At 62.5% G+C, this 19320-nt stretch carries 13 protein-coding genes; 8 read left to right on the forward strand and 5 right to left on the reverse strand.

The genetic code is table 11. The features are described 5' to 3' along the window. Nucleotides 1-6 precede the first annotated feature (6 nt). The 3 genes from O9Z63_RS20845 to O9Z63_RS20855 all read left to right on the forward strand — a co-directional run bounded on the left by O9Z63_RS20845 (nucleotide 7) and on the right by O9Z63_RS20855 (nucleotide 4070). Nucleotides 7-1782, forward strand: a complete 1776-nt coding sequence (locus O9Z63_RS20845) for a hypothetical protein (RefSeq protein ID WP_270129398.1) — start codon at nucleotides 7-9, stop codon at nucleotides 1780-1782. A gap of 168 nt (nucleotides 1783-1950) precedes the next feature. Next, a complete protein-coding gene (locus O9Z63_RS20850) occupies nucleotides 1951-2631 on the forward strand; it encodes a response regulator transcription factor (RefSeq protein ID WP_270129399.1) in 681 nt (226 codons plus the stop codon). 11 nt (nucleotides 2632-2642) lie between these two features. After that, on the forward strand, nucleotides 2643-4070 hold the full coding sequence (locus O9Z63_RS20855; protein ID WP_270129400.1) for a sensor histidine kinase: 1428 nt from the start codon (nucleotides 2643-2645) through the stop codon (nucleotides 4068-4070). A 62-nt stretch (nucleotides 4071-4132) separates the two neighbouring features. Here the strand turns inward: O9Z63_RS20855 and O9Z63_RS20860 are convergent, their stop codons facing one another. Continuing rightward, entirely contained in the window at nucleotides 4133-5887 is a 1755-nt protein-coding gene (locus tag O9Z63_RS20860) for a serine hydrolase domain-containing protein (protein WP_270129403.1), read from the reverse strand. 768 nt (nucleotides 5888-6655) lie between these two features. Here O9Z63_RS20860 and O9Z63_RS20865 point away from each other — a divergent pair. The 3 genes from O9Z63_RS20865 to O9Z63_RS20875 all read left to right on the forward strand — a co-directional run bounded on the left by O9Z63_RS20865 (nucleotide 6656) and on the right by O9Z63_RS20875 (nucleotide 10716). Then, a complete protein-coding gene (locus O9Z63_RS20865; protein ID WP_270129404.1) occupies nucleotides 6656-7765 on the forward strand; it encodes a Fic family protein in 1110 nt (369 codons plus the stop codon). Between the two features lie 1017 nt (nucleotides 7766-8782). Beyond that, nucleotides 8783-9529 (forward strand): hypothetical protein, encoded by a 747-nt coding sequence (locus tag O9Z63_RS20870; RefSeq protein ID WP_270129405.1) that lies wholly within the window; start codon nucleotides 8783-8785, stop codon nucleotides 9527-9529. A gap of 437 nt (nucleotides 9530-9966) precedes the next feature. Continuing rightward, complete coding sequence (locus O9Z63_RS20875; RefSeq protein WP_270129406.1) at nucleotides 9967-10716, forward strand: porin family protein; 750 nt, start codon at nucleotides 9967-9969, stop codon at nucleotides 10714-10716. 121 nt (nucleotides 10717-10837) lie between these two features. Here the strand turns inward: O9Z63_RS20875 and O9Z63_RS20880 are convergent, their stop codons facing one another. Then, entirely contained in the window at nucleotides 10838-11488 is a 651-nt protein-coding gene (locus tag O9Z63_RS20880; protein WP_270129407.1) for a hypothetical protein, read from the reverse strand. 57 nt (nucleotides 11489-11545) lie between these two features. On the opposite strand from O9Z63_RS20880, the gene O9Z63_RS20885 reads away from it, so the two are divergent. Next, nucleotides 11546-12118 carry a hypothetical protein gene (locus O9Z63_RS20885; protein ID WP_270129409.1) on the forward strand — a complete coding sequence of 191 codons (573 nt, stop codon included), beginning with the start codon at nucleotides 11546-11548 and terminating at the stop codon, nucleotides 12116-12118. 214 nt (nucleotides 12119-12332) lie between these two features. Continuing rightward, on the forward strand, nucleotides 12333-12647 hold the full coding sequence (locus O9Z63_RS20890) for a hypothetical protein (protein ID WP_270129410.1): 315 nt from the start codon (nucleotides 12333-12335) through the stop codon (nucleotides 12645-12647). Nucleotides 12648-12691: 44 nt separating this feature from the next. Here O9Z63_RS20890 and O9Z63_RS20895 read toward each other — a convergent pair whose 3' ends face one another. The 3 genes from O9Z63_RS20895 to O9Z63_RS20905 form a co-directional block, all read right to left on the reverse strand. After that, nucleotides 12692-13204 (reverse strand): hypothetical protein, encoded by a 513-nt coding sequence (locus tag O9Z63_RS20895; protein WP_270129411.1) that lies wholly within the window; start codon nucleotides 13202-13204, stop codon nucleotides 12692-12694. Nucleotides 13205-13295: 91 nt separating this feature from the next. Then, nucleotides 13296-13916, reverse strand: a complete 621-nt coding sequence (locus O9Z63_RS20900; RefSeq protein ID WP_270129412.1) for a hypothetical protein — start codon at nucleotides 13914-13916, stop codon at nucleotides 13296-13298. Between the two features lie 730 nt (nucleotides 13917-14646). Further along, nucleotides 14647-19296: a LamG-like jellyroll fold domain-containing protein gene (locus O9Z63_RS20905; protein WP_270129413.1), complete on the reverse strand. Its 4650-nt coding sequence runs from the start codon at nucleotides 19294-19296 to the stop codon at nucleotides 14647-14649. Nucleotides 19297-19320: the final 24 nt, after the last annotated feature.

Consider the following 19320-nt stretch of genomic DNA (forward strand, 5'->3'; position numbering starts at 1 on the left):
TCTACCATGAAACCCTTTGCTACCACTCTGCGGCAGCTGGCTGCCGTGCTGCTGCTGCTGCTGTTTGCGCGGCCCGCAAACGCCTACCACTACGGGGAGCACCGGCTGATCGGTGACCAGGGCTTTGCCACGTTTATGCGCTGGCTGGTTGCCAGCCGGCAACTGGGCACCCCGGAGCAGACGCGGGCCTGGGCCGCCACGCACGGCGGCGTGGTCTACGACAGCACGGAGCAGGCCTACACGCTGCAGCGCCTGTCGGCGGGGCCAAACCGCGTGAGCTACGGGGCGCTCAACGGGCTGGCCGGTGACCATGCCGAGAACCCGCTGGAGCTGGAAGAGGGCCTGCGCTACGAACAGTCGCGCCTACACCAGATTCTGGCCCTGCACAATCAGGCCCTGCGCACCTTCCAGACCGCCGCCGCCGACAACGACCTGGCCCGCCTCGACAACAACTACCTACGGCTGGCCCTGACCAACTTCTCCCATTTCTTCCACTACGGCCGCGCGTTCGACTGGCACTTCACGGCCTTTGACGCGGCCCGGCTGGAGGCGGCCCTGGACCCGGCCCGGGCGGCGGCGGCCTTTCAGGAGCTGTCCCGCACAAACGTGCTCAATATGTACGTTTCGGGCCACCTGATGGCCTTGCAGCTGGCCGAGCGCGCGGGCCAGCTGCTGGCCACCGACCCGGTTGCCGCCGACCGGTATCTGTCGTACGCGGTGATCTACAACAGCTTTGCCGACCACTTTCTGCAGGACAGCTTTGCTGCCGGCCACATGGTCGTGAACCGCAACGTATTCGCCTCCTTCACCAACAACAAGGCCCTGCACGACCTCTACAACCGCAAGGGCGTGGAAGTAGCCAACCTGCAGGGCGAAACCTGGCGGGCCTACGGCGACGGCTCCTTTAACCAGACCCACGGCAGCTGGCAGCAGGCACCTACCCTGCAGGCTATTGCCTACCCCGACCTCACGCCCGAGTCGGAGCGGGCGGTGCAGGCCGTGAGCCTCTCGCTGCGGGAGGTGTGGCAGGCGTTCCAGGCAGCCCGAGAAGGCCGGCCTCTTGCCTGGCGGGCGCAGCTGCCAACCCAGAAAGAACAGCTGGGGCCCTTTTTTCGCCAGCACTTCCAGGCCCTGGCCCTGATTCCCGTCCCGTTCAATACGCCCATTGCGCGCTACCTGCCGCAGGCCGCCAACCTGCCGGAGCTGCAGCAGCGTACCCAGCTGCTGGACAACCAGCGCTTCGAGCGCAGCCGGGTGGGCAATTCGCTGAGCATCGGCATCGGCAACGTGGTCTTCTCGCAGGACACGTACTACGCCGACACCGAATTCCGCCTCCAGACCTCCCCGTTCGTGTACCGCTACCAGTACAACCCCGTCACGCGCACCCAGCGCTTCGGCAACTACCAGGTGCGGCCCACGCTGGTGTACACCACGGGCCGCATCCAGCGGCCGGAAAGCAGCCCGCGCAAAACCTACACGGTGAAAGGCGGGCTCAGCCTGAACGCCGACTACTGGCTGGCGCCCCGCCGGTTTGCCGGCTTGTATTCCTACCTGCAGGCCGGCGTGTACAAAGAAGAACAGGCCCCGCTCAAGACCCTGCTGGCTCCCAGCGTCGGCCTGCAGCTGGGTTCGTTGGTGGGCATTCGCTACTATGAGCTTCCCATCTGGCTGCGGCTGCCGGCCCAGCTGCTGCTGCCGCTCAAGATCCGGGCCAATACGCAGCTGGTGCCCGGCCAGCGGCCGGTATATTACTTCTCCACCGAGCTGGACCTGTTCTACTAAGTATGTAGACAGAAGTACAGAGTAGTTAGAGCGCCTTTATCGAGTTGTTCGATAGGTATCTGAAAAATCCCAACTACTGATGACGCAGTACGCAAGCAAAGGGCCTTACCAGTGAGTAACCCTGTTTGCCGGCCTGCGTTGCATCCTACCACGCTTATCCCTCTTCCTATGCCCCCCACCGTACTCATTGTGGATGACGAAGCCGAAATCCGCGAGCTGGTTGCCATCTACCTGCAAAGCGACGGCCTGCACACGCTGCAGGCGGCCACGGGCGACGAAGCCCTGCAGCAGCTGAGCGCGCACTCCGTGCAGCTGGTGGTGCTGGATATCATGCTGGATGAAACGGACGGCTTCGACGTGTGCCGCCGCATCCGCGAGCAGTACACCATGCCCGTACTGTTTCTGTCGGCCAGGCAGGCCGAAATCGACAAGATCAAGGCCCTGACGCTGGGCGGCGACGACTTTATCACCAAGCCCTTCGGCTCGCTGGAGCTGCTGGCCCGGGTGAAAGCCCAGCTGCGGCGCTACCTGACCTACAACGCCGCCACCCCGGCGGCCGTGGTCACCATCGGCGAGCTGCGCATCGACACGGACCTGCACCAGGTAACGGTGGCCGGGCAGCCGGTACGGCTCACGCCCAAGGAGTTTGAGATCCTGCTGCTGCTGGCCCGCAACCGCGGGTACGTGTTCAGCATCGAGAAGATCTACGAAACCATCTGGCAGCAGCCCTACCTGGTGGCCGATAACACAGTGATGGTGCACATTGCGCATCTGCGGCAGAAAATCGAGCCGGAGCCGCGCACGCCGCAGTACGTGAAAACGGTCTGGGGCTTCGGCTACAAAATGTAATGCGGCAGCGTATGTGGGCCCGGATGCGCGTGTCGCTGAGTTGGAAGCTGCTGGCGGTGGTGCTGCTGAGCCTGGGCAGTGGCACGCTGGTGTTCGTGCTGCATCTGCCGCTGCTGCACCGGCAGATGCAGGGGCAGCTGCAGCACCTGCGCGACGAGCAGCAAACCTACCGGCGCGTGGCCGGCGCGCTGCAGCAGGTGCCCCCGGCGCGGCAGGCCGACAGGCAAGCCCAGCGCCGGCTGGTTGCCCGCGTGCGGCAGCTGCTACCCGGCACAACCGCCACGGACGTGTACCTGGTGGATTTGTATGGCCGCCAGCTGTACCCGGCCGAACCGGCCCGCCAGCTGGACTTGCAACGGGAGCTGCGCCGTAAGCTGCAGCCCAACAACGTGATTGTGCCCGAGCACGACAGCCTGCTCTTTTTCCCGGTGCAGTTCACCGACGCCGGCGGCTACCTGCTGGTACAGACTCCTTACCCTCAATATTTTCAGCAGTTTCTCGATACCTACCTGTGGCAGGTGTGGGCCGTGGGCGGCCTATCGGCGCTGGTGTTCTGCGGCGTGTTTCTGCTGCTGCAGCGCCCCCGCATCCGCTACCTGCGGCAGCTGGCCCGGCAGGTGCAGGAAATGGCGGACAACCGGTTTGAGGGCCAGGTAACGGAGGCCGGCCACGACGAGCTGGGGGCCGTGGCGCGCAGCATCAACGAAATGGCCCGGCAGCTGGCCCGCCACATGGCCCAGGAGCGCCAGAACGAGCAGGCCCGCTACGAACTCATCACCAGCCTGTCGCACGACCTCAAAAGCCCCCTCACGTCCATTCTGGGCTACCTGGACCTTCTGCAGCACCACCCCGGCCTGCACGGCGACCCAACCCCGCAGCACTACGTGGCCACCGCCCACCGCAAAGCCCTGCTGCTCAATACGCGCATCAACCGCCTGTTCGAGTACAGCCAGCTCAGCACGCTCTCGGAACGGGGGTTGCTGCAGCCGGTGCCCACCAACGTAGCCATGCTGCTGCGGCAGCTGGCCGGCGACTTCACGCCTCTGTTTGAGCGCCGGGGCATCCGGGTCCGGCTGGTCCTGGCCCCCGATACCGTGGTGCTGGCCATCGACCACCATTACTGGGTGCGGGCACTGGAAAACCTGTTTGAAAACGCCGTCCGATATGCCGCCCCCGACTCCGAGTTCCTGCTGCACCTAACCCAGCAGCCAAACCAGGTGCTGCTGGTGCTGGAAAACGAGACCGAGCGCAGCAGCGACACCGATGCCGAACGACTCTTCGACTGGTTCTACCGGGGGGAGGCCGCCCGGCGCAGTGAGGGCAGCGGCCTGGGCCTGGCCATCACCCGGCGCATTCTGGCGCTGCACCACAGCAGCATCAGCGCGCACTGGCAGGGCCGGCGGCTGCAGTTCCGCATTACCATCCCGCAGGTGCTCTAGCGGGCGGCGGGGAACCCGTACGCTAAGCAGTTCCGATTCCCCGCTGCCCGCCGCGCCGTTGTTCAGTTAAGCTTGCGGAAGGGCACCGCCACCAGGCCGCCGTTGCTGAGCGTAAACCCTGTCAGCTGGTTGCGGGAGTCGCGCAGGAAGGAAAGCTTGGCCCCGTAGTGTTCCAGTAGCATCGTGCGGGCGTTGAGCACCTTCAGCGGGAAGCTGCCGCTTCGGAGGCTGCTCGCTACCAGGCGGCCGCTGTGCACCCGCAGCGTGTAGAACAGGTCCAGCTCGGGGCTATGGTAGATGCCCGCGTACGGCTGCAGCTGGCCGGCGGACAGGCTGCCGGCGGTATACTTCACCAGCCGCCGGTCCGTATCACTGGAAAGCATGTGCACAACGGAGTCTTTGCCTTCGGCGGCAAAGACAAACCGGAAGCCGGGGTTGCCCACAATCGTGAACGTGTTCGGGGCCACTTCGCTGAGCGGCAGCTGCTGCCCGCCGAATGCGAGAAACAGCTGGCGGTTCAGGTACGGAAAGCTCATCTGCGCGCCATCGTCGCCCAGGTAACTACCCCGCACCAAGCGGCCTGCTCCCGACGTAGAGGCCACCGGGGCGGCAGACGGGGCCGTCACCGCCGCCGGGGCCGGGCGAGCGGCCGGTCGGTTTTTCAGGAACAGATCAATCAGCTCGTTGGATTTTGCGGCGGGGTCCAGGGTCGCATCGTTGGCCAGGATGATAATGCCCATGTTCAACGCCGGCAGTACGGCAATATTGGTGCGGTAGCTGGCCACCGACCCACCGTGCGTGTACTGCGTGAGGCCCCGGTAGGTGTTGGAGTAGATGCCCTTCGCGTAGGTCAGCTTCTGGCCGGTCAGCAGCTGGCCCAGTTCCACCAGCTGCGCCATGTCCTGCTGGTCGCCGGCTTTGGGGTGGTAGAAGTTGGTGACCCACCGGGCCAGGTCCCGCACGCTGGCGTAGCTGCCCCCGTCCCCCACGGTGTAGACGCTGTTGAACGTGTTTTCGTAGCCGCCCTGGCTGGTTTTGGCGTAGGAAACCGCCCGGTCCCGGATAATCAGGCCCGGCTGCTCAACGTACCGGGCGTGCGTCATTCCCAACGGGCCAAAGATGTTCGCCCGGGCAAAGTCGTTGACGGACTGCCCGCTCACCTGCTTGATGATTTCGGCCAGCAGGATGTAGTTGGTGTTGGAGTACACGTGCTTGGTGCCGGGCGGGAAATTCAGCCCCGTGGCGTTTTTGATGTAGTCGAGGGCCAGCTGCTGGGTAATCAGGCCCTCAAACCCAACGCCACCCAGCAGGACGGCGTTGCCGCCGTCGCGCAACCCGCTGGTGTGGTTGAGCAAGTGTCGGATGGTGATTTTCTGCTTAAAGGCCGGCATCCAGGGCAGGTAGGTGTGGATGTCGTCATCGAGCCGGAGCTTGCCCTGCCTGGCCAGCAGCACGATGCTGTAGCCCGTAAATTGCTTTGACACGGACGCCAGGCAGAAGACGGTTTCGGGGGTGATGGGGGTGCCGGTTTCCAGATTGGCCATGCCGTACCCCTTGGCGTAAATCAGCGAGTCGTTGCGCACGATACCAATGGCACAGCCCGGGCTGCCAGGCGTATTCCAGGCCCGAAACACACTGTCAATCTGCTGCGCGGTGGATGGTGGCAGCGCCTGGGCCACCAACCGGGTGACGCTGAGGGTCAACAGCAACAGCGTTATGCCACTGCGCCGGGCCAGGCGCGTGGCTACGCCGCGTAAAACAACTCTGCGTAGTGGGGTCGTAGATGCGGGTAGCGGCACTTTTTTGAGCTTTTCCATGAGGTGAGATAGTATGCCGGTTGTTGCCAGGGCAACCGCCGGCAGGTGTGTAAGGCAAGGGAGCAGTAAGCAAAACCTGCTCCCTCGTTCCAGAGCTCTGCTTGCTGCCCGTAGCGCTCCGAGCCAAAGCGCCGACGCAGCTATTATGCGGGGCGAATCTCCCGCTGCGAGACAGTAGTCGTGCCGCGCACAGGCCGCAACCAGAGCCCCAAAACTCCCCCTCACTTGTAAGTATTCATCACCGAAAATTCTTAGGAATTCTTAAGCGTCTGGCGAATTACTCCAGCGGCTTGCTACACCGCGTTTCGAGCTGAAACAGTTCTGGACGTGGCCCAACTGGTGCTATAGTGCGCCTTGCACGCGGACGGGATTAACCTGCTGTTTTCTGCTGTTTGTTACTCCTGGTAAAAGGCGCCACATGGGCTGAAGACGGTGGTGAGGCCGTGCTGCAGGATGTAAGCGCTGGCTTGGTCCTGGCCGGACTGGCCGCGGCCCGCCCCCGGGGACGCGTTGGCGGGCGCAAGCCCGGTCTCTCAGAAGAAGCCCAGCGCAAGGCCGCGCTGCCGAATTGCTTTATAAGGCCCGGGCATTGAGCCTCGACGACATGGCCCGCAGCCTGCGCATCTGCAGGGCCACGTTTTACAAGTATTTGCGCCACCACGGTGTGATCCTGCACGCCCGGCCCTTACCCAGCCCCCTCACTGTCCCGAGTCGTTGAGCCAGCCACGCATGGGATGCGGCGAATAAGGGGTATATTCGCCGCAGATTATGCGGAGATTACAACCATATATCCATCAGCTGCCGGGTTGGCCAACCTTTACCTGGGATTCGGCGGCCCTACAAACGTTGCTGGGTACCGTGCGCCACCAACAGGGGCGGCTACTGGGACGGCTCGAGGCGTTGGGCGTCGACCTGCGAACTGAGGCCACGTTGCGCACGCTCACGCTCGACGTGCTCAAGTCCAGCGAAATCGAAGGCGAATTGCTGCCCCCGGCCTCGGTTCGCTCCTCCATTGCCTGGCGCCTGGGGTTGGAGCAGGCCGCCTTGCCCCCCGCAGACCGGCGGGTGGAAGGCGTGGTGGCCATGCTGCTCGACGCCACCCAGCAGGCCGCGGCGCCGCTGACGGCGGCGCGCCTGTTCGGCTGGCACGCCGCCTTGTTTCCCACAGGCTACAGCGGCCTGTATCCGTTGCAGGTGGGCGCGTGGCGCACGGGCCCCATGCAGGTCGTATCCGGGCCGCTGGGCCGTGAGCGTGTGCACTACGACGCGCCCGCCGCGCAGCACCTGGACGAGCAGATGCAGCAGTTCCTGACGTGGTTCAACTCCGACCAGGGCCTGGACCCGGTGCTGAAAGCCGGGCTGGCCCATTTCTGGTTTGTAACAATCCACCCCTTCGACGACGGCAACGGCCGCATCGCGCGTGCCATCGCCGATTTGCAGCTGACCCGTGCCGACGGCACAGGCCAGCGCTGTTACAGCATGTCGGCGCAAATCCAGGCCGAGCGCCAAGCCTATTACGACCTGCTCGAAGCCAGCCAACGCGGCCCGTTAGACGTCACGCCGTGGTTGACGTGGTTTCTCGCGTGCTTGGGCCGAGCCTTGGAGGCCGCCGAGCACACCTTGAGCCAAGTGCTAACCAAAGCACGCTTCTGGGACCTTCACCGGGATATGGCGTTTACCGTACGCCAGCGCCAACTGCTCACGCGCCTGCTCGACGGCTTCGAAGGTAAATTCACCACGGCGAAATGGGCGCGCATGGCCCATTGCTCCCAGGATACGGCCGGCCGCGATATCGCTGACTTGGTGGCCAAGGGCGTATTGATGCACGAAGGTGCCGGCGGGCGCAGCACCAGCTATCGATTGGCCCCAGAAGCGTAGTCCTTTCATTTGGGTTTACACCTTGAGCAAGCTGATTTTAAGAAACCGAGCGTTAACGCTTACGTTGCAGCGTCTTCAGCGAATCTACTGCTTGTTGGTAAGATAGCAGGACGTGCTGGTTCCCTCTGTAATAGTCTATTTCCCACGGTTGTTTGCAGGTGTAGCAGTAGCCGAAATCAATATTAACACCACCACTGCCTTTGAATATGAACAAGTCGCTCTCCCGCTTGATGCCGCTGAGGTAATTTACTTGTACTCTTTTCCGGACGTGGCCCAAGCCGTAAACGTTGTCGCCCCAAAACTGCACTTCTCCAGTTGCGGGACTGTAATGGCTTTGCCAGCCGGGTTCGACTATTGGTATCCCCAACGTCCTTCTGTGGTCGTTGTAGGTGTGTCCATACAGTTTCAGCCGAAGCGTACTTCCACCGATGAGCAGGAGGATAGCGCTTAGCATTAGATAGCTTATCAGTTTTCTCACTCGCTCTTGTAGATGATGATAAGGGCCATGGCTTAAAGGTTGGGGCAAGAACAAGATGAATCGTTCGTGCAAGCATCAAAACCAAAAGGCAGCCCTTAAAAACCCGCAAGTAGGGCTAGCACTGCGTCTACTCAAACGGTGGGATTCCTTAGTGTACTATATTATCCGTTTTCTAAGAGCACTACTTAACGCGGAGAGCATCAAAAAGGGTTGAGTAGTCAGATACGTGGCTACGGGCAAGGGTTGCAGGTATGAGGGTATTCGTCCTGCTTGTGCCTGCAGTGATTGGAGCATGAAGGTGCCCCACCCTTTTTAATGCTCTCTAAAATCAACTACTATATGTGAGCGCCCGGGGCTAGGCTGGTATTAACCTCCATTCGCTGCCGAGCGTAGAGGACAGAAATTCGCCGCTTCGCAATAAGCTACTCACGCTCTTGCCCCTCGACGTAGCCTTTCGCCGCACATCCACACGCTCACTGCGCAAGCATTTGTCAAGCGGTTGGGGCTCAGCCATTATCCACTGTTTTTCTATTATGACCATGAAATGCTCTTCTTTTTTGACAGTTGGAGCACTACTCCTCACTGCTTTGCACCTGCAGGCCCAGCCGTCGCCGGAACTGACCATGGAAATCTACAACAGCAATATCCAGGTCATTACCAGCGGGATTATCAATAAGTCGATGCTGGACAAAGCCATGGAGCGCAACGGCAATGCCATCGGCACCCGGAGCAAGGCTAGTGCCAACACCCGCTCGACGAGCACCACAGGTAGCACCGCTTACACCTCTACACCCAGCCTGCGCCAGCAAACGGTGCAGAGCTACGTCAGCCGCCTGAAAAGCAGCGACCCGGGAGGCGCGCAGGTGGTGAATACGGCCTTCGGTCCCGGTAAGTACGACTATGGGCAGGTATACCGCACCATTCTTGCTGGCACCGGCTTGCGCGACAATGATGCCGCCGACGCGCTAGCGGCGTATATGCTGATGGGCTACGCCATCGTGCATAACATACAGGATGGCAGGGCAATTACGGTGCCGATGGCCCGTAGCGTGCGGGCGCAGGTAGCGCCGCTGCTGGCGGTCAACACCCTAGCCCGCAACCGCGCCGCGCAGGTAGGCGAGGAAATGAAGCTGCAAACCGTCATCGTGCAGGGGGGCTGGCAGTCGGCTCTGAAGCAAGGCAAGCTACCAGCCTACCAGCAAGGCATCGGAAACCTGTTCAAGACGCAATACGGCCTGGATTTACGTGCGCTGAAATTGACCATCCAGGGCTTTGCCCAGCGGTAGCCTCGGCCGGGCTGCTTCTTTACCGAACCACTCAGCCTGACCATCCTGGGACTCTATGGCTATTGGCTGATACTATAAACGGCATGTTCAAAACACCTCATACAAACGCCCCCGAAAAACCGTGTTTTCGGGGGCGTTTGCGTGGGTAGCCTTCCTTGTTCAGAATAGAGTTCTAATCTGAACACCCAGCTTACCTCCCATGAGGGAGGCTGATACGCCCCACGGATTATGCGCTATCACTACTTGACAACATACCTTCTAACTTCATCTGACACTCCTAAAACCCTATTTGCTAACTCTGGCAATACGCCGTAGTTTTAGATGTGCGAAACGCATTTTTAGCGTTTTTTCAACCATGAACAAGGATAAGCGTGTTCTTATAGGTGTCCCCGCACAGCTTTCGCCGACTCGATGTATTCTTCCCTTATTGCCATTCTATGAAAAAACCCTTCCTCCCCATTCTTGTTGCCGGCGCGCTGTGGCTGGCAGCGCCAACTGTCCACGCCCAGTCCACTTTCCGTATCGGCCCTAAAGTGGGCGTTAATCAATCGTTTGGCCGTTTCGAGTATCCCGGTAACGACTATTTGAAGGTTACCAATTCCTCACGCAACGGAGCAGAAGTAGGCGTGGTGGGCCAGCTTGGCTTGGGTACGCACTGGGCCGTACAGCCGGCAGTATTGTACTCCCAGAAAGGCTTCGCCTTCGAGGAAGATGCCTACGACGCGCCGTATAACTACACCTATCACGGAGAGTACAAGTTCCGCTTCAATTACCTGGCCGTGCCCATCAATATGGTCTACAGCCTGCAGCAAGAGGGTCAGGGCCTACAGATATTCGCCGGCCCGTACGTGGGCTTTCTGTTGGGTGGTAAATTCAACTCCTCTCAAAGCGGCCGGTACGGCAGTGGCGCCAGCAGGGGCGGGTCCAATGAGGGAGACGTGGAGGCTGGCGACACGTATAAGAATGGGGCCGATGACCCATATGTTTCCCAAGGGCTTGATGTGGGCCTGCAAGGGGGCCTGGGCTACGGCTTTGCAAGTGGCCTGCAAGTGCAGGTCGGCTACAGCCAGAGTCTACGCGACCTCGGGGCAAAGTATGAGACCGGGCGCACCAGTCGAGAACCGCCCACTTACCGCAACCACGCCTTTCAGTTCTCGCTGGCCTATTTATTTGGGTCCAGGAACTAAGGGGGGTATATGAGCAGCTATGCTCAAAACAGTCGCTAGTCAGACCGTTTGCCTACCCACGATAAAGCCCCCGAAAACGCTGTTTTTCGGGGCTTTATCGTACAATTCCTGAGCACTTGGCTTACCGGATTTCAGCGGCCTTCCGGGTTTGCTCCCGCTCGTCGAGCGTTTGCCCCAGCGGCTGCACCTCCAGGTACACACCCAGCTCCCGCTGCCACTGCTCGACTTCCTGCAGGCGCGAGTCGAGCCGGCCGAGCACCTGCACCAGCAGCTGGTCGGCGCCAGCGCCGGTGGTCGCGGCCACGCTGGCCGGCGCCACGTCGGCCGAGGTGGGCCCGCCGTCGAGGTAGCCGCGCAGCCGCTTCTGCTCCAAAAACTCCTCGATGCGCACCACCTGCGGATCGGCCCGCATCCACTCGGGAATCACGTACTCATTCTCGTACACCACGCCGGCCACCGCATAACCTTCGGCATCGAGCAGCTTGCCGCCTGCTCCGATCTGAAAACCCGACAGCGCCAGCGGCGACTCAGCTGCGGCGGCCGTGCCGGTGGCGCCGCCCTTTCGAAATCCAATGCCCATGATTTTAGCGGCCGCCACGCCGGCGCCCACCGTCGAGGCGATGTTGGCCCCCACGGTGTAGGCCACGCCCAGCGGCACGGTGAACGGCGGGGCCGAGGCCGAGATCTTCGCGCCGGCCTCAGCGTTGGCCGCCCACTGCTTAGGCACGCTCAGGGCAATTTCGGCCAGCGCCAGGCTCTTCTGCAGCGCCATAGCCGCTTTATAAAAGAGGAACTATTTACCTTCCTAGCTACTCCATTGCCTTCGCCTATGAAACTCCTGCTTTGCTTTGTGTGCCTCGCCAGCGTTGCCCGGGGCCAAGCCCCCGTGCCTTTGCCCCTTGACCCGGTTACACACCGCATCCACTACCAGGCCGTCGTGCCGGTCGCCGGCGTCAGCCAACCTGACTTGCTGACTCGCGCGTGCGGGTGGGCCACGGGGGCCGCTTCCCCTACCACGCCGCCGGTCATTACGCACGAGCAAGACACCGATGTGCTCGCCATGTCGGGTACCCTGCCTTTTATCTACACCTATTCTTTGGCAGGTACGGCCAACGGTCTTCCCCGCACCCGGACCAACCGCCTAGTGCTGCACTACACCGTGCGCCTGCACTTGCGAGAGGGGCATTACCTGTACCAGGTAACGGATTTTGCCTTTGCGTGGCCGGCTGCTGCCACGCCGGAGCCGGCCGAAAGCGAATTCTTTGAAATGAGAGCCCTGAACGAAGAAGCAGCCCGAAGTCTCACGGCCGAGCGCACGCGCTTCCAGCAGGCCACCGCGACACTGCTCACCCAACTCCAAGACGCGATGAGCAACCCAAATGGACAGTCGGCGGTCAGGTAGCGCCTTGTGTTGACCCCATTGGTGGTGCTAGTTTCGCTCCTTCTTCTGTCGTTTCTCATGTACGCTTTCACCGGGGCACGCTATGCAGATTAACTCGCTATTTCGGTTGCTGCTGCTCATCAACTTGTAGCTCACCAAGTTTTACGAGCAGTGGTACCCGCAAGACGGGCACTGGAACGCCGCCATGGTAACGCCATTGCTGCTGTTGTGTAACGTGCTTGAGGTCCATCTGCTCGCTGAGGCCTTCTCGGACGAGCCGGCGGGCGGCGGTCTGCTTCCTGGGAATGCCTTGCTTACGCCCCACCAGCAAGCCTGCGCAGTGGCCCTGCCCTCGTTGCTTCTGGTCGGAATGATCAACTACGCCCTGGTGTACCACCGCGGGAAGCACCGAGACTATTTCTTTAACCTTTCCCACGAACGTACCGACGTGCTCCACCGCGACTTTTTCGTGTTTGTGGGGTATTTTGTACTCACCGTCATACCTGTGGGGTACTGGCTCGTCCAGAAAATAGCAACCATGCCGTCATAACTCGTTCACTTTAATGGTGGTTGAGGCAAATCAACGTTCACTTATTACCACTGAGCCGGGTTCGCCGGGCCGGGAATGACGCGAAAGATGAGTGTGGTTTCACTGTCGTCGCTGTTGGATTCTGTTTCGAAGTTGTAGAGTTGGAAGCGCCAGCTGCGGTTCAGGTGCAGTATGGTTGCCAGCTTGGCCAACGGTCCCTCGTGGTAGCGGACATACTGGTATACAAACCATTCTTCGCCCATGATGACGTAGTAGGGCTGCTCAGCGCAGATGACGGATACGTCGGCCAAGAACTGCTCAAACGTAGAGGAGTGTCCATTCCAGGCACTGTTGAACACGTCCTCAATAATACCTTCGGACGATATCTTCAGGGACGGACGGGAGGGACAATTCAAAAACACCACGCGGGTGATGCAGCGGCTCTGTACGAAGGCAGTCAATCCGTCCCCAGCCATTTCCAGCCAATCGACGCGGGGGCTGTAACCGGCCGCTTGTGCCAACACTAGTATGTGCCGCGTCAGGTCCGTGAGGTGGGGTTCCGGCGTGTTGAAGGCCAAGGCGATGTACTGTATAAGGGCTAGCAAGAACGTAAACTTCGTTCAGCGAAAGGGTCGTGGCCTAAATGCGCTTCGTTCAAAATTAGAAGCGTCATTTTAGAATGCCTTTCTCGTAGCAGAGCCGCCGTAGGCTGAGGGGCAGTTTGGCGTGGTGAGCCCGCAGGAACGCCCGTTTGAAGGGGGAATCGGTATGAAACTGCAGCAGCCGGGCTTCACGGCGGTTCATAGGCACCCAATCGCCCTTCTTAGTAACCTTCCGTCCGACGCCCGTAAAGCGCATGTTGTGGATGGTTAAGACGGAGTCAATCAGTTCGTCACGCTGATTGACCCACACCGCCACTAAGGGCTGGAAGCCTCTTCCGGGCGGGCCGTAGCGCATGCAATTTCCCCACAGTCGCAACCGCGAGACCGCTGGCCGCTCGACGAGTTTAAACTCGAAGCGCGTCGAACCGGCCCCGCGTTCGAACGCGACCAAGCGCTGCTCGAGGCTTACCAGACCTTCGAGCGTGCGCCACACCGAGTCCCCAGGGGGCTGCCAAAACACGGTGCTATCCAAGAAACTGGTGGACACGCTCCACAGAGCCGTTTGATAGCGTTGTGCTTCACCCGCCTGCACCACGGCCGGGGGGTAAGAAATGGGCGGGGTGTGCTCAGTACACCCCGCCATGCACAGGCTGGCTCCCACAAATACCAGTAGATTTCGACAGGTCATAAGGGAGCTCATTAGATGACAATGCCGACCAAAATAAAAGGTAGTGAGACGTTCACCCAAACGGTGCTTCTAGCGAAAGGAGCGTTTTAGGCCATGCTTACGAGTTGGTGTGCCTCCCAGGCTTTCCGAATTGGGCCACTGATTGCTGATACTCCGGTGAAGTTTCCCAACGCTGCCGGTCTCGCCGGGCCTCTTCCAGTGCCTCTTTCCGGTAGTCCCACTCGTCGAAGCACCCTTGGTGAAAGCCCGAGTCGAAGAAGTTGTACAAGGGGTGGGCGGTGTCAGCTATGGCGGGTAGCGCTGTCAGGGATTCTCCCTCAAGGAGCAGGCGGCCGCACAGCGGACAGCGGGACTTGCCACGGAGGATTATCGCCATTCGGTTTGGAGGCTAAATAATTGATTGGGGCAGGCCGAAGATACTGTTCAGCCAAAGGGTGTTGAAGTAACTACTCGCAAACCATATCTGCCCCAAATACCGGCGGGCGAACTGGTGGCGGTAGTGTCGACCACTGCCATGAGTTCGCCCGTTAGTGGGCAGTACATCAATTTGCACGGCAGGTTTGACTTCTTCGACGCAGCCCTGATAGACTCGCTCCATTCTGATGTAGATGGCCTTTGGGGCTTACAAAGGCAGTCCTCAGCTAAAGAACGAACTTCCGGCAACATTAACCTTTTACCCAAGGTCAATTTTGCCGGAAGTTCGTTCTTCAGCTCAGATAACGAAGCCGGCTTACTCCAGCACCAGGCGGGCGGCCTGCGCGCCGCAGCGCACCACGTACACGCCCGTGGGCAGCCCGGCCGGCAGCACCAGGCGGGCCGAGCCATCGGCCGCGGTGCGGGCCGTCAGGACCAGTCGCCCGACAGCGTCGTACACCTGCACCGGGGTGCTGGCCGCGGCGCCGTGCAGCGTAGTCGAACCCTGGGTAGGGTTAGGGGCCAGCGTTAGGGTCAGGGTCGGGCGCGACTGGCCGGCGCGCGTGACCACCTGCACGGAAGAGTAGGCAAATGTTCCGTCCAGGTCCACCTGGCGCAGGCGGTAGTAGAGCGGGGTGGCGCCGGCCGGCAGCTGCTGGTCCGGCAGCGAGTAGGTGCGGCGGGAGCTGCTGGTGCCGGCGGCCGGTACCGTGCCAATGGGCTGGAAGGTGCGGCCGTCGAGGCTGCGCTCCACCTCAAACCGGGCGCTGTTGCGCTCCGAGGCCGTGGCCCAGGCCAGGCGCACGGTCTGCGGGTCCCCGGCCGTGGCCGTGAAGGCCGTCAGTTCCACCGGCAGCGGAGTGGCCACCAGGGCCGTGTTGGAGAAGGCACCCTGATCGACGAGCGGGGCGTTCAGGGCCCGCACCCGGTAGTAATACGCCCCACCGTTCCGTACTCCGGTTACCGTGTAGCTGGTAGCCGGGGCCGCTACCGTGAAGGGCGAGCCGGTGACGGGGGCCGTAAAGGCGGCATCGGTGGCCACGTCCAGCACATAGCTGGTGACGGTGCCCACGGCCGGGGCCGTCCAGGTGGCCGTGAAGCTGTTGGGCTGGCGGTTGGTGGCGGCCGTGGCGGTGGGCACTACCAGGGCGTAGCTTTCCACGTAGTTGCTGGTGGTGTTGCCGCTGCTCAGGTCGAAGCCGGTGAGCGTGGCGGGCCGGGCACTCACCAGGTCGTAGATTGTGGTCAGGCCCGCGTTAGGGCCGGCGGGAGCGCCCTGATCGAAGTTGTAGTAGGCCACTACGCCCGCCGGCAGCGGCAAGGCTGGCACGGCACGCATGTCGGCCTGCACGTCGGCGACGCTGCGGGCCACGTTCCACACGCGCACCTCGTCCAGGCGCCCGCGGAACTGATTGTCCGGTGTAGAGTCGACCAAGTTGGTGGAGCCCATGCGCCAGTTCGTGCCGGTGGTGGTGTAGGTGTTGGTCTGCGTGGCGTCGAGCACGCCGTTCACGTACAGCCGCAGGGTAGTGCCGTCGAAGGTGGCAGCCACGTGGCACCAGCGGTCAGTTTCCAGGACGGTAGCGCCGATCAAGTCGTTGTTAAATCCCGCGTAGTAGAGCCGGTTATCCACCAGGCTCAGGCCGGCGCGTTGGTTGGTGGCATTCGTGCCGTAAATGAATAGGCCGCAGTAGGTGTTGGCAGGCTTCACCCACGCCTCCAGGGTGCGGGGGGCGTTGCCTTGCGGGAGTTGCGCGTTCGTGCCACTAACGTAATCATCCACACCATCGAAGGCCAGCGCGTTGCCGGGCGCGGGCATCACCCGGAAGGGGACGGTTGCCGTGCCGCCGTCCGTGGTGATGCTCACCTCGCCGCTGGCCGCGGCCGTTACGGGCACGCGCACCACCAGGCGGGTGCCGGTGTTGCTCACGATGCCGGCCAGCGCGTTGGCCCCGTTGATGGTCAGGGCCGTGGGACTTTCCAGGGCGGTGCCCGTGAGCGTAATCGTCTGGCCCAGCCCGCCGATGGCGGGCGCCACGGCCGTGAGCATGGGCGCTTCGACGGTGACCACTACCTCATTGGAGCGGTAGGAGCAACCGGTGGCCGGGTCGGTGGCAATGGCCGCGTACGTGCCAGCCGTGCTCACGGTGCGGGTGGCCCCGGCCGTGTTGCCGGGAGTAAAGATGAATGTGGCCCCCGCCAGCGCAGTGGCCGCATCGTTGAGCGAGCCGTCGGCGTGGAGGCGCAGCAGTCGGTCCGGTGCGGCGGCATTGCCGTTGTAGGCCGTGAAGTCACCCCCGACCAGCAGCTTGCCGTCGGCCTGTACCGCCACGGTACGCACGGCCCCGCCGCCGAGGCCGCCGCCGAAGCCGGTGCCGCCGAAGTTGAACGAGCTGTCAAGCGAGCCGTCGGGGTTGATACGCAGCAGCCGGTCCGGGGCGGCGGCATTGCCGTTGTAGGCCGTGAATAAGCCCCCGACCAGCAGCTTTCCGTCGGCCTGCACCGATACGACACTCACGGTATTATTGAGGCCGTTGCCGTTGGGGTTGAACGAGCTGTCGAGCGAACCGTCAGCGTGGAGGCGCAGCAACCCGTCCGGGGCGGCGGCATTGCCGTTGTAGGCCGTGAAGGCGCCCCCGACCAGCAGCTTGCCGTCGGCCTGCACCGATACGACACTCACGGTATTGTTGAGGCCGTTGCCGTTGGGGTTGAATGAGCTGTCGAGCGAACCGTCAGCGTGGAGGCGCAGCAACCCGTCCGGGGCGGCCCTGTTGCCGTTGTAGGCCGTGAAGTCGCCCCCAACCAGCAGCTTGCCGTCGGCCTGCACCGCCAAGGCATACACGGAGCTGTTGAAGCCGCGGCCGCCGGAGTTGAACGAGCTGTCGAGCGAGCCGTCGGCGTGGAGGCGCAGAAGCCCATATGGGACAGCGGCGTTGCCGTTGTAGGCCGTGAAGTCGCCCCCGACCAGCAGCTTGCCGTCGGCCTGCACCGACACGGCATACACAGGGCTATCGAAGCCGCGGCCGCCGGGGTTGAACGAGCTGTCGAGCGAGCCGTTGGCGTTGAGACGCAGTAGATTATCCGGGGCGGCGCCGTTGCCGTTGTAGGCCGTGAAGTCACCCCCGACCAGCAGCTTGCCGTCGGCCTGCACCGACACGGTCTGCACGGGGCCATCGAAGCCACGGCCGCCGGGATTGAACGAGCTGTCGAGCGAGCCGTCGGCGTGGAGGCGCAGCAGACAGTATGGTGCGGCGCCGTTGCCGTTGTAGGCCGTGAAGTCGCCCCCGACTAGCAGCTTGCCGTCGGCCTGTACCACGGCATACACGGGGCCGTTGAAGCCGGTGCCGGCCACGTTGAAGCCCGGCACGGTAGCCGTGGCCGTGAGGGTGGCACTGCTGCCCCCGGCCAGCACCAGCGGGCCGGCCGGGCTGACCTGCACCGTAACGGCGGGCGGGGCGTTTACGCGCACTAGGTTGCTGTAACCGGTGCCATTGGAAGTAGTGGTGGCCACCGCCCGGTAGTCGCCCGGCTGGCTTACGGTGATGCTGGCCCCGGTAGCCCCGTTGCTCCACGTATAGGCCAGCCCGGCCGGCGCAGTGGCCGCATCGTTGAGGCTGCCGTCGGCGTTGAGGCGCAGCAGACCATCCGGGGCGGCGGCGTTGCCGTTGTAGGCCGTGAAATAGCCCCCGACCAGTAACTTGCCGTCGGCCTGCACCGCCACGGCATACACAGCGTTGTTAAGGCCTCTGCCGCCAGGGTTGAAGGAGCTGTCGAGCGAGCCGTTGGCATTGAGGCGCAGCAGCCAGTCCGGAGCGGCGTTGTTACCGTTGTAGGCCGTGAAATAGCCCCCGACCAGCATCTTGCCATCGGCCTGCACCGCTACGGTCTGCACGCTGGCGGAAAATCTACTATCAAATCCGCTGCCACCGGGATTGAAGGCTGCATCGAGCGAGCCGTCGGGGTTGAGGCGTAGAAGATGGTTTGGGGTGTCGGTGTTGTTGTAGTATGAGAAGAAGCCCCCAACCACCACCTTGCCGTCGGCCTGCACCGCTAAGGCTTTTACGTCCTCATTGGTAAGGCCGTCACCGCCAGGGTTGAAGGAGCTGTCAAGCGAGCCGTCGGCGTTGAGGCGCAGCAGATTGTCTGGGGCGGCGGCGTTGCCATTGTACTCAAAGAAGTAGCCCCCAACCAGCAGCTTGCCGTCGGCCTGCACTGCCACGGTAGATACTACGCCGTCGAAGTCGAAGCCGCTGCCGCCGGGGTTGAAGGAGCTGTCGAGTGAGCCGTCGGGGTTGAGGCGCAGCAGCTGATCCGAGGCGGCGGCGTTGCCGTTGTAGGCCGTAAAGCCCCCCCCGACCAGCAGCTTGCCGTCGGCCTGCACCGTCACGGCATACACGGAGTTGTTGAGGCCGAAGCCGGTGCCGCCGGGGTTGAAGGAGCTGTCGAGCGAGCCGTCGGGGTTGAGGCGTAGCAGATGATCCGGGGCGGCGGCGTTGCCGTTGTAGGCAGAGAATTCTCCCCCGACTAGCACCTTGCCGTCGGCCTGCACCGCCACGGCCTGCACGTAGGTGTTGAAGCCGTTGCCACTGGGGTTGAACGAGTTGTCGAGCGAGCCGTCGGCGTTGAGGCGGAGCAGATGATCCGGGGCGGCGGCGTTGCCGTTGTAGGCAGAGAATTCCCCCCCGACCAGCAGCTTGCCGTCCGCCTGCACCGCCACGGTAAACACGCCGCCGCCGCTGAAGCCGGTGCCGGCCACGTTGAAGCCCGGCACGGTGGCCGTAGCCGTCAGCGTCTGGCTGGTGCCGGCGCACAGCGTGAGCGGGCCGGCGGGCGACACCGTAACGCTGGGTGCCTGCGCCCGCGCGGCCCAGGGCAGCAGCAGGGCCAGCAGCAGCAGCAGGTAATGTGCCCGCAAGCCGGGGCAGCGGCGGGCCGCGCGGGCGGCCGGATAGTAGGTGTGCGTCATAGAAGCAGCTAAAAGCGGACGGTC

Source organism: Hymenobacter yonginensis (assembly GCF_027625995.1).
Lineage (GTDB): Bacteria > Bacteroidota > Bacteroidia > Cytophagales > Hymenobacteraceae > Hymenobacter > Hymenobacter yonginensis.

Coding starts and splice junctions, on each gene's coding strand:
- O9Z63_RS20855 (WP_270129400.1), top strand. CDS start 2,643: ATGTGGGCCCGGATGCGCGTGTCGCTGAGTTGGAAGCTGCTGGCGGTG.
- O9Z63_RS20870 (WP_270129405.1), top strand. CDS start 8,783: ATGAAATGCTCTTCTTTTTTGACAGTTGGAGCACTACTCCTCACTGCT.
- O9Z63_RS20845 (WP_270129398.1), top strand. CDS start 7: ATGAAACCCTTTGCTACCACTCTGCGGCAGCTGGCTGCCGTGCTGCTG.
- O9Z63_RS20850 (WP_270129399.1), top strand. CDS start 1,951: ATGCCCCCCACCGTACTCATTGTGGATGACGAAGCCGAAATCCGCGAG.
- O9Z63_RS20885 (WP_270129409.1), top strand. CDS start 11,546: ATGAAACTCCTGCTTTGCTTTGTGTGCCTCGCCAGCGTTGCCCGGGGC.
- O9Z63_RS20860 (WP_270129403.1), bottom strand. CDS start 5,887: ATGGAAAAGCTCAAAAAAGTGCCGCTACCCGCATCTACGACCCCACTA.
- O9Z63_RS20865 (WP_270129404.1), top strand. CDS start 6,656: ATGCGGAGATTACAACCATATATCCATCAGCTGCCGGGTTGGCCAACC.
- O9Z63_RS20900 (WP_270129412.1), bottom strand. CDS start 13,916: ATGACCTGTCGAAATCTACTGGTATTTGTGGGAGCCAGCCTGTGCATG.
- O9Z63_RS20905 (WP_270129413.1), bottom strand. CDS start 19,296: ATGACGCACACCTACTATCCGGCCGCCCGCGCGGCCCGCCGCTGCCCC.
- O9Z63_RS20875 (WP_270129406.1), top strand. CDS start 9,967: ATGAAAAAACCCTTCCTCCCCATTCTTGTTGCCGGCGCGCTGTGGCTG.
- O9Z63_RS20880 (WP_270129407.1), bottom strand. CDS start 11,488: ATGGCGCTGCAGAAGAGCCTGGCGCTGGCCGAAATTGCCCTGAGCGTG.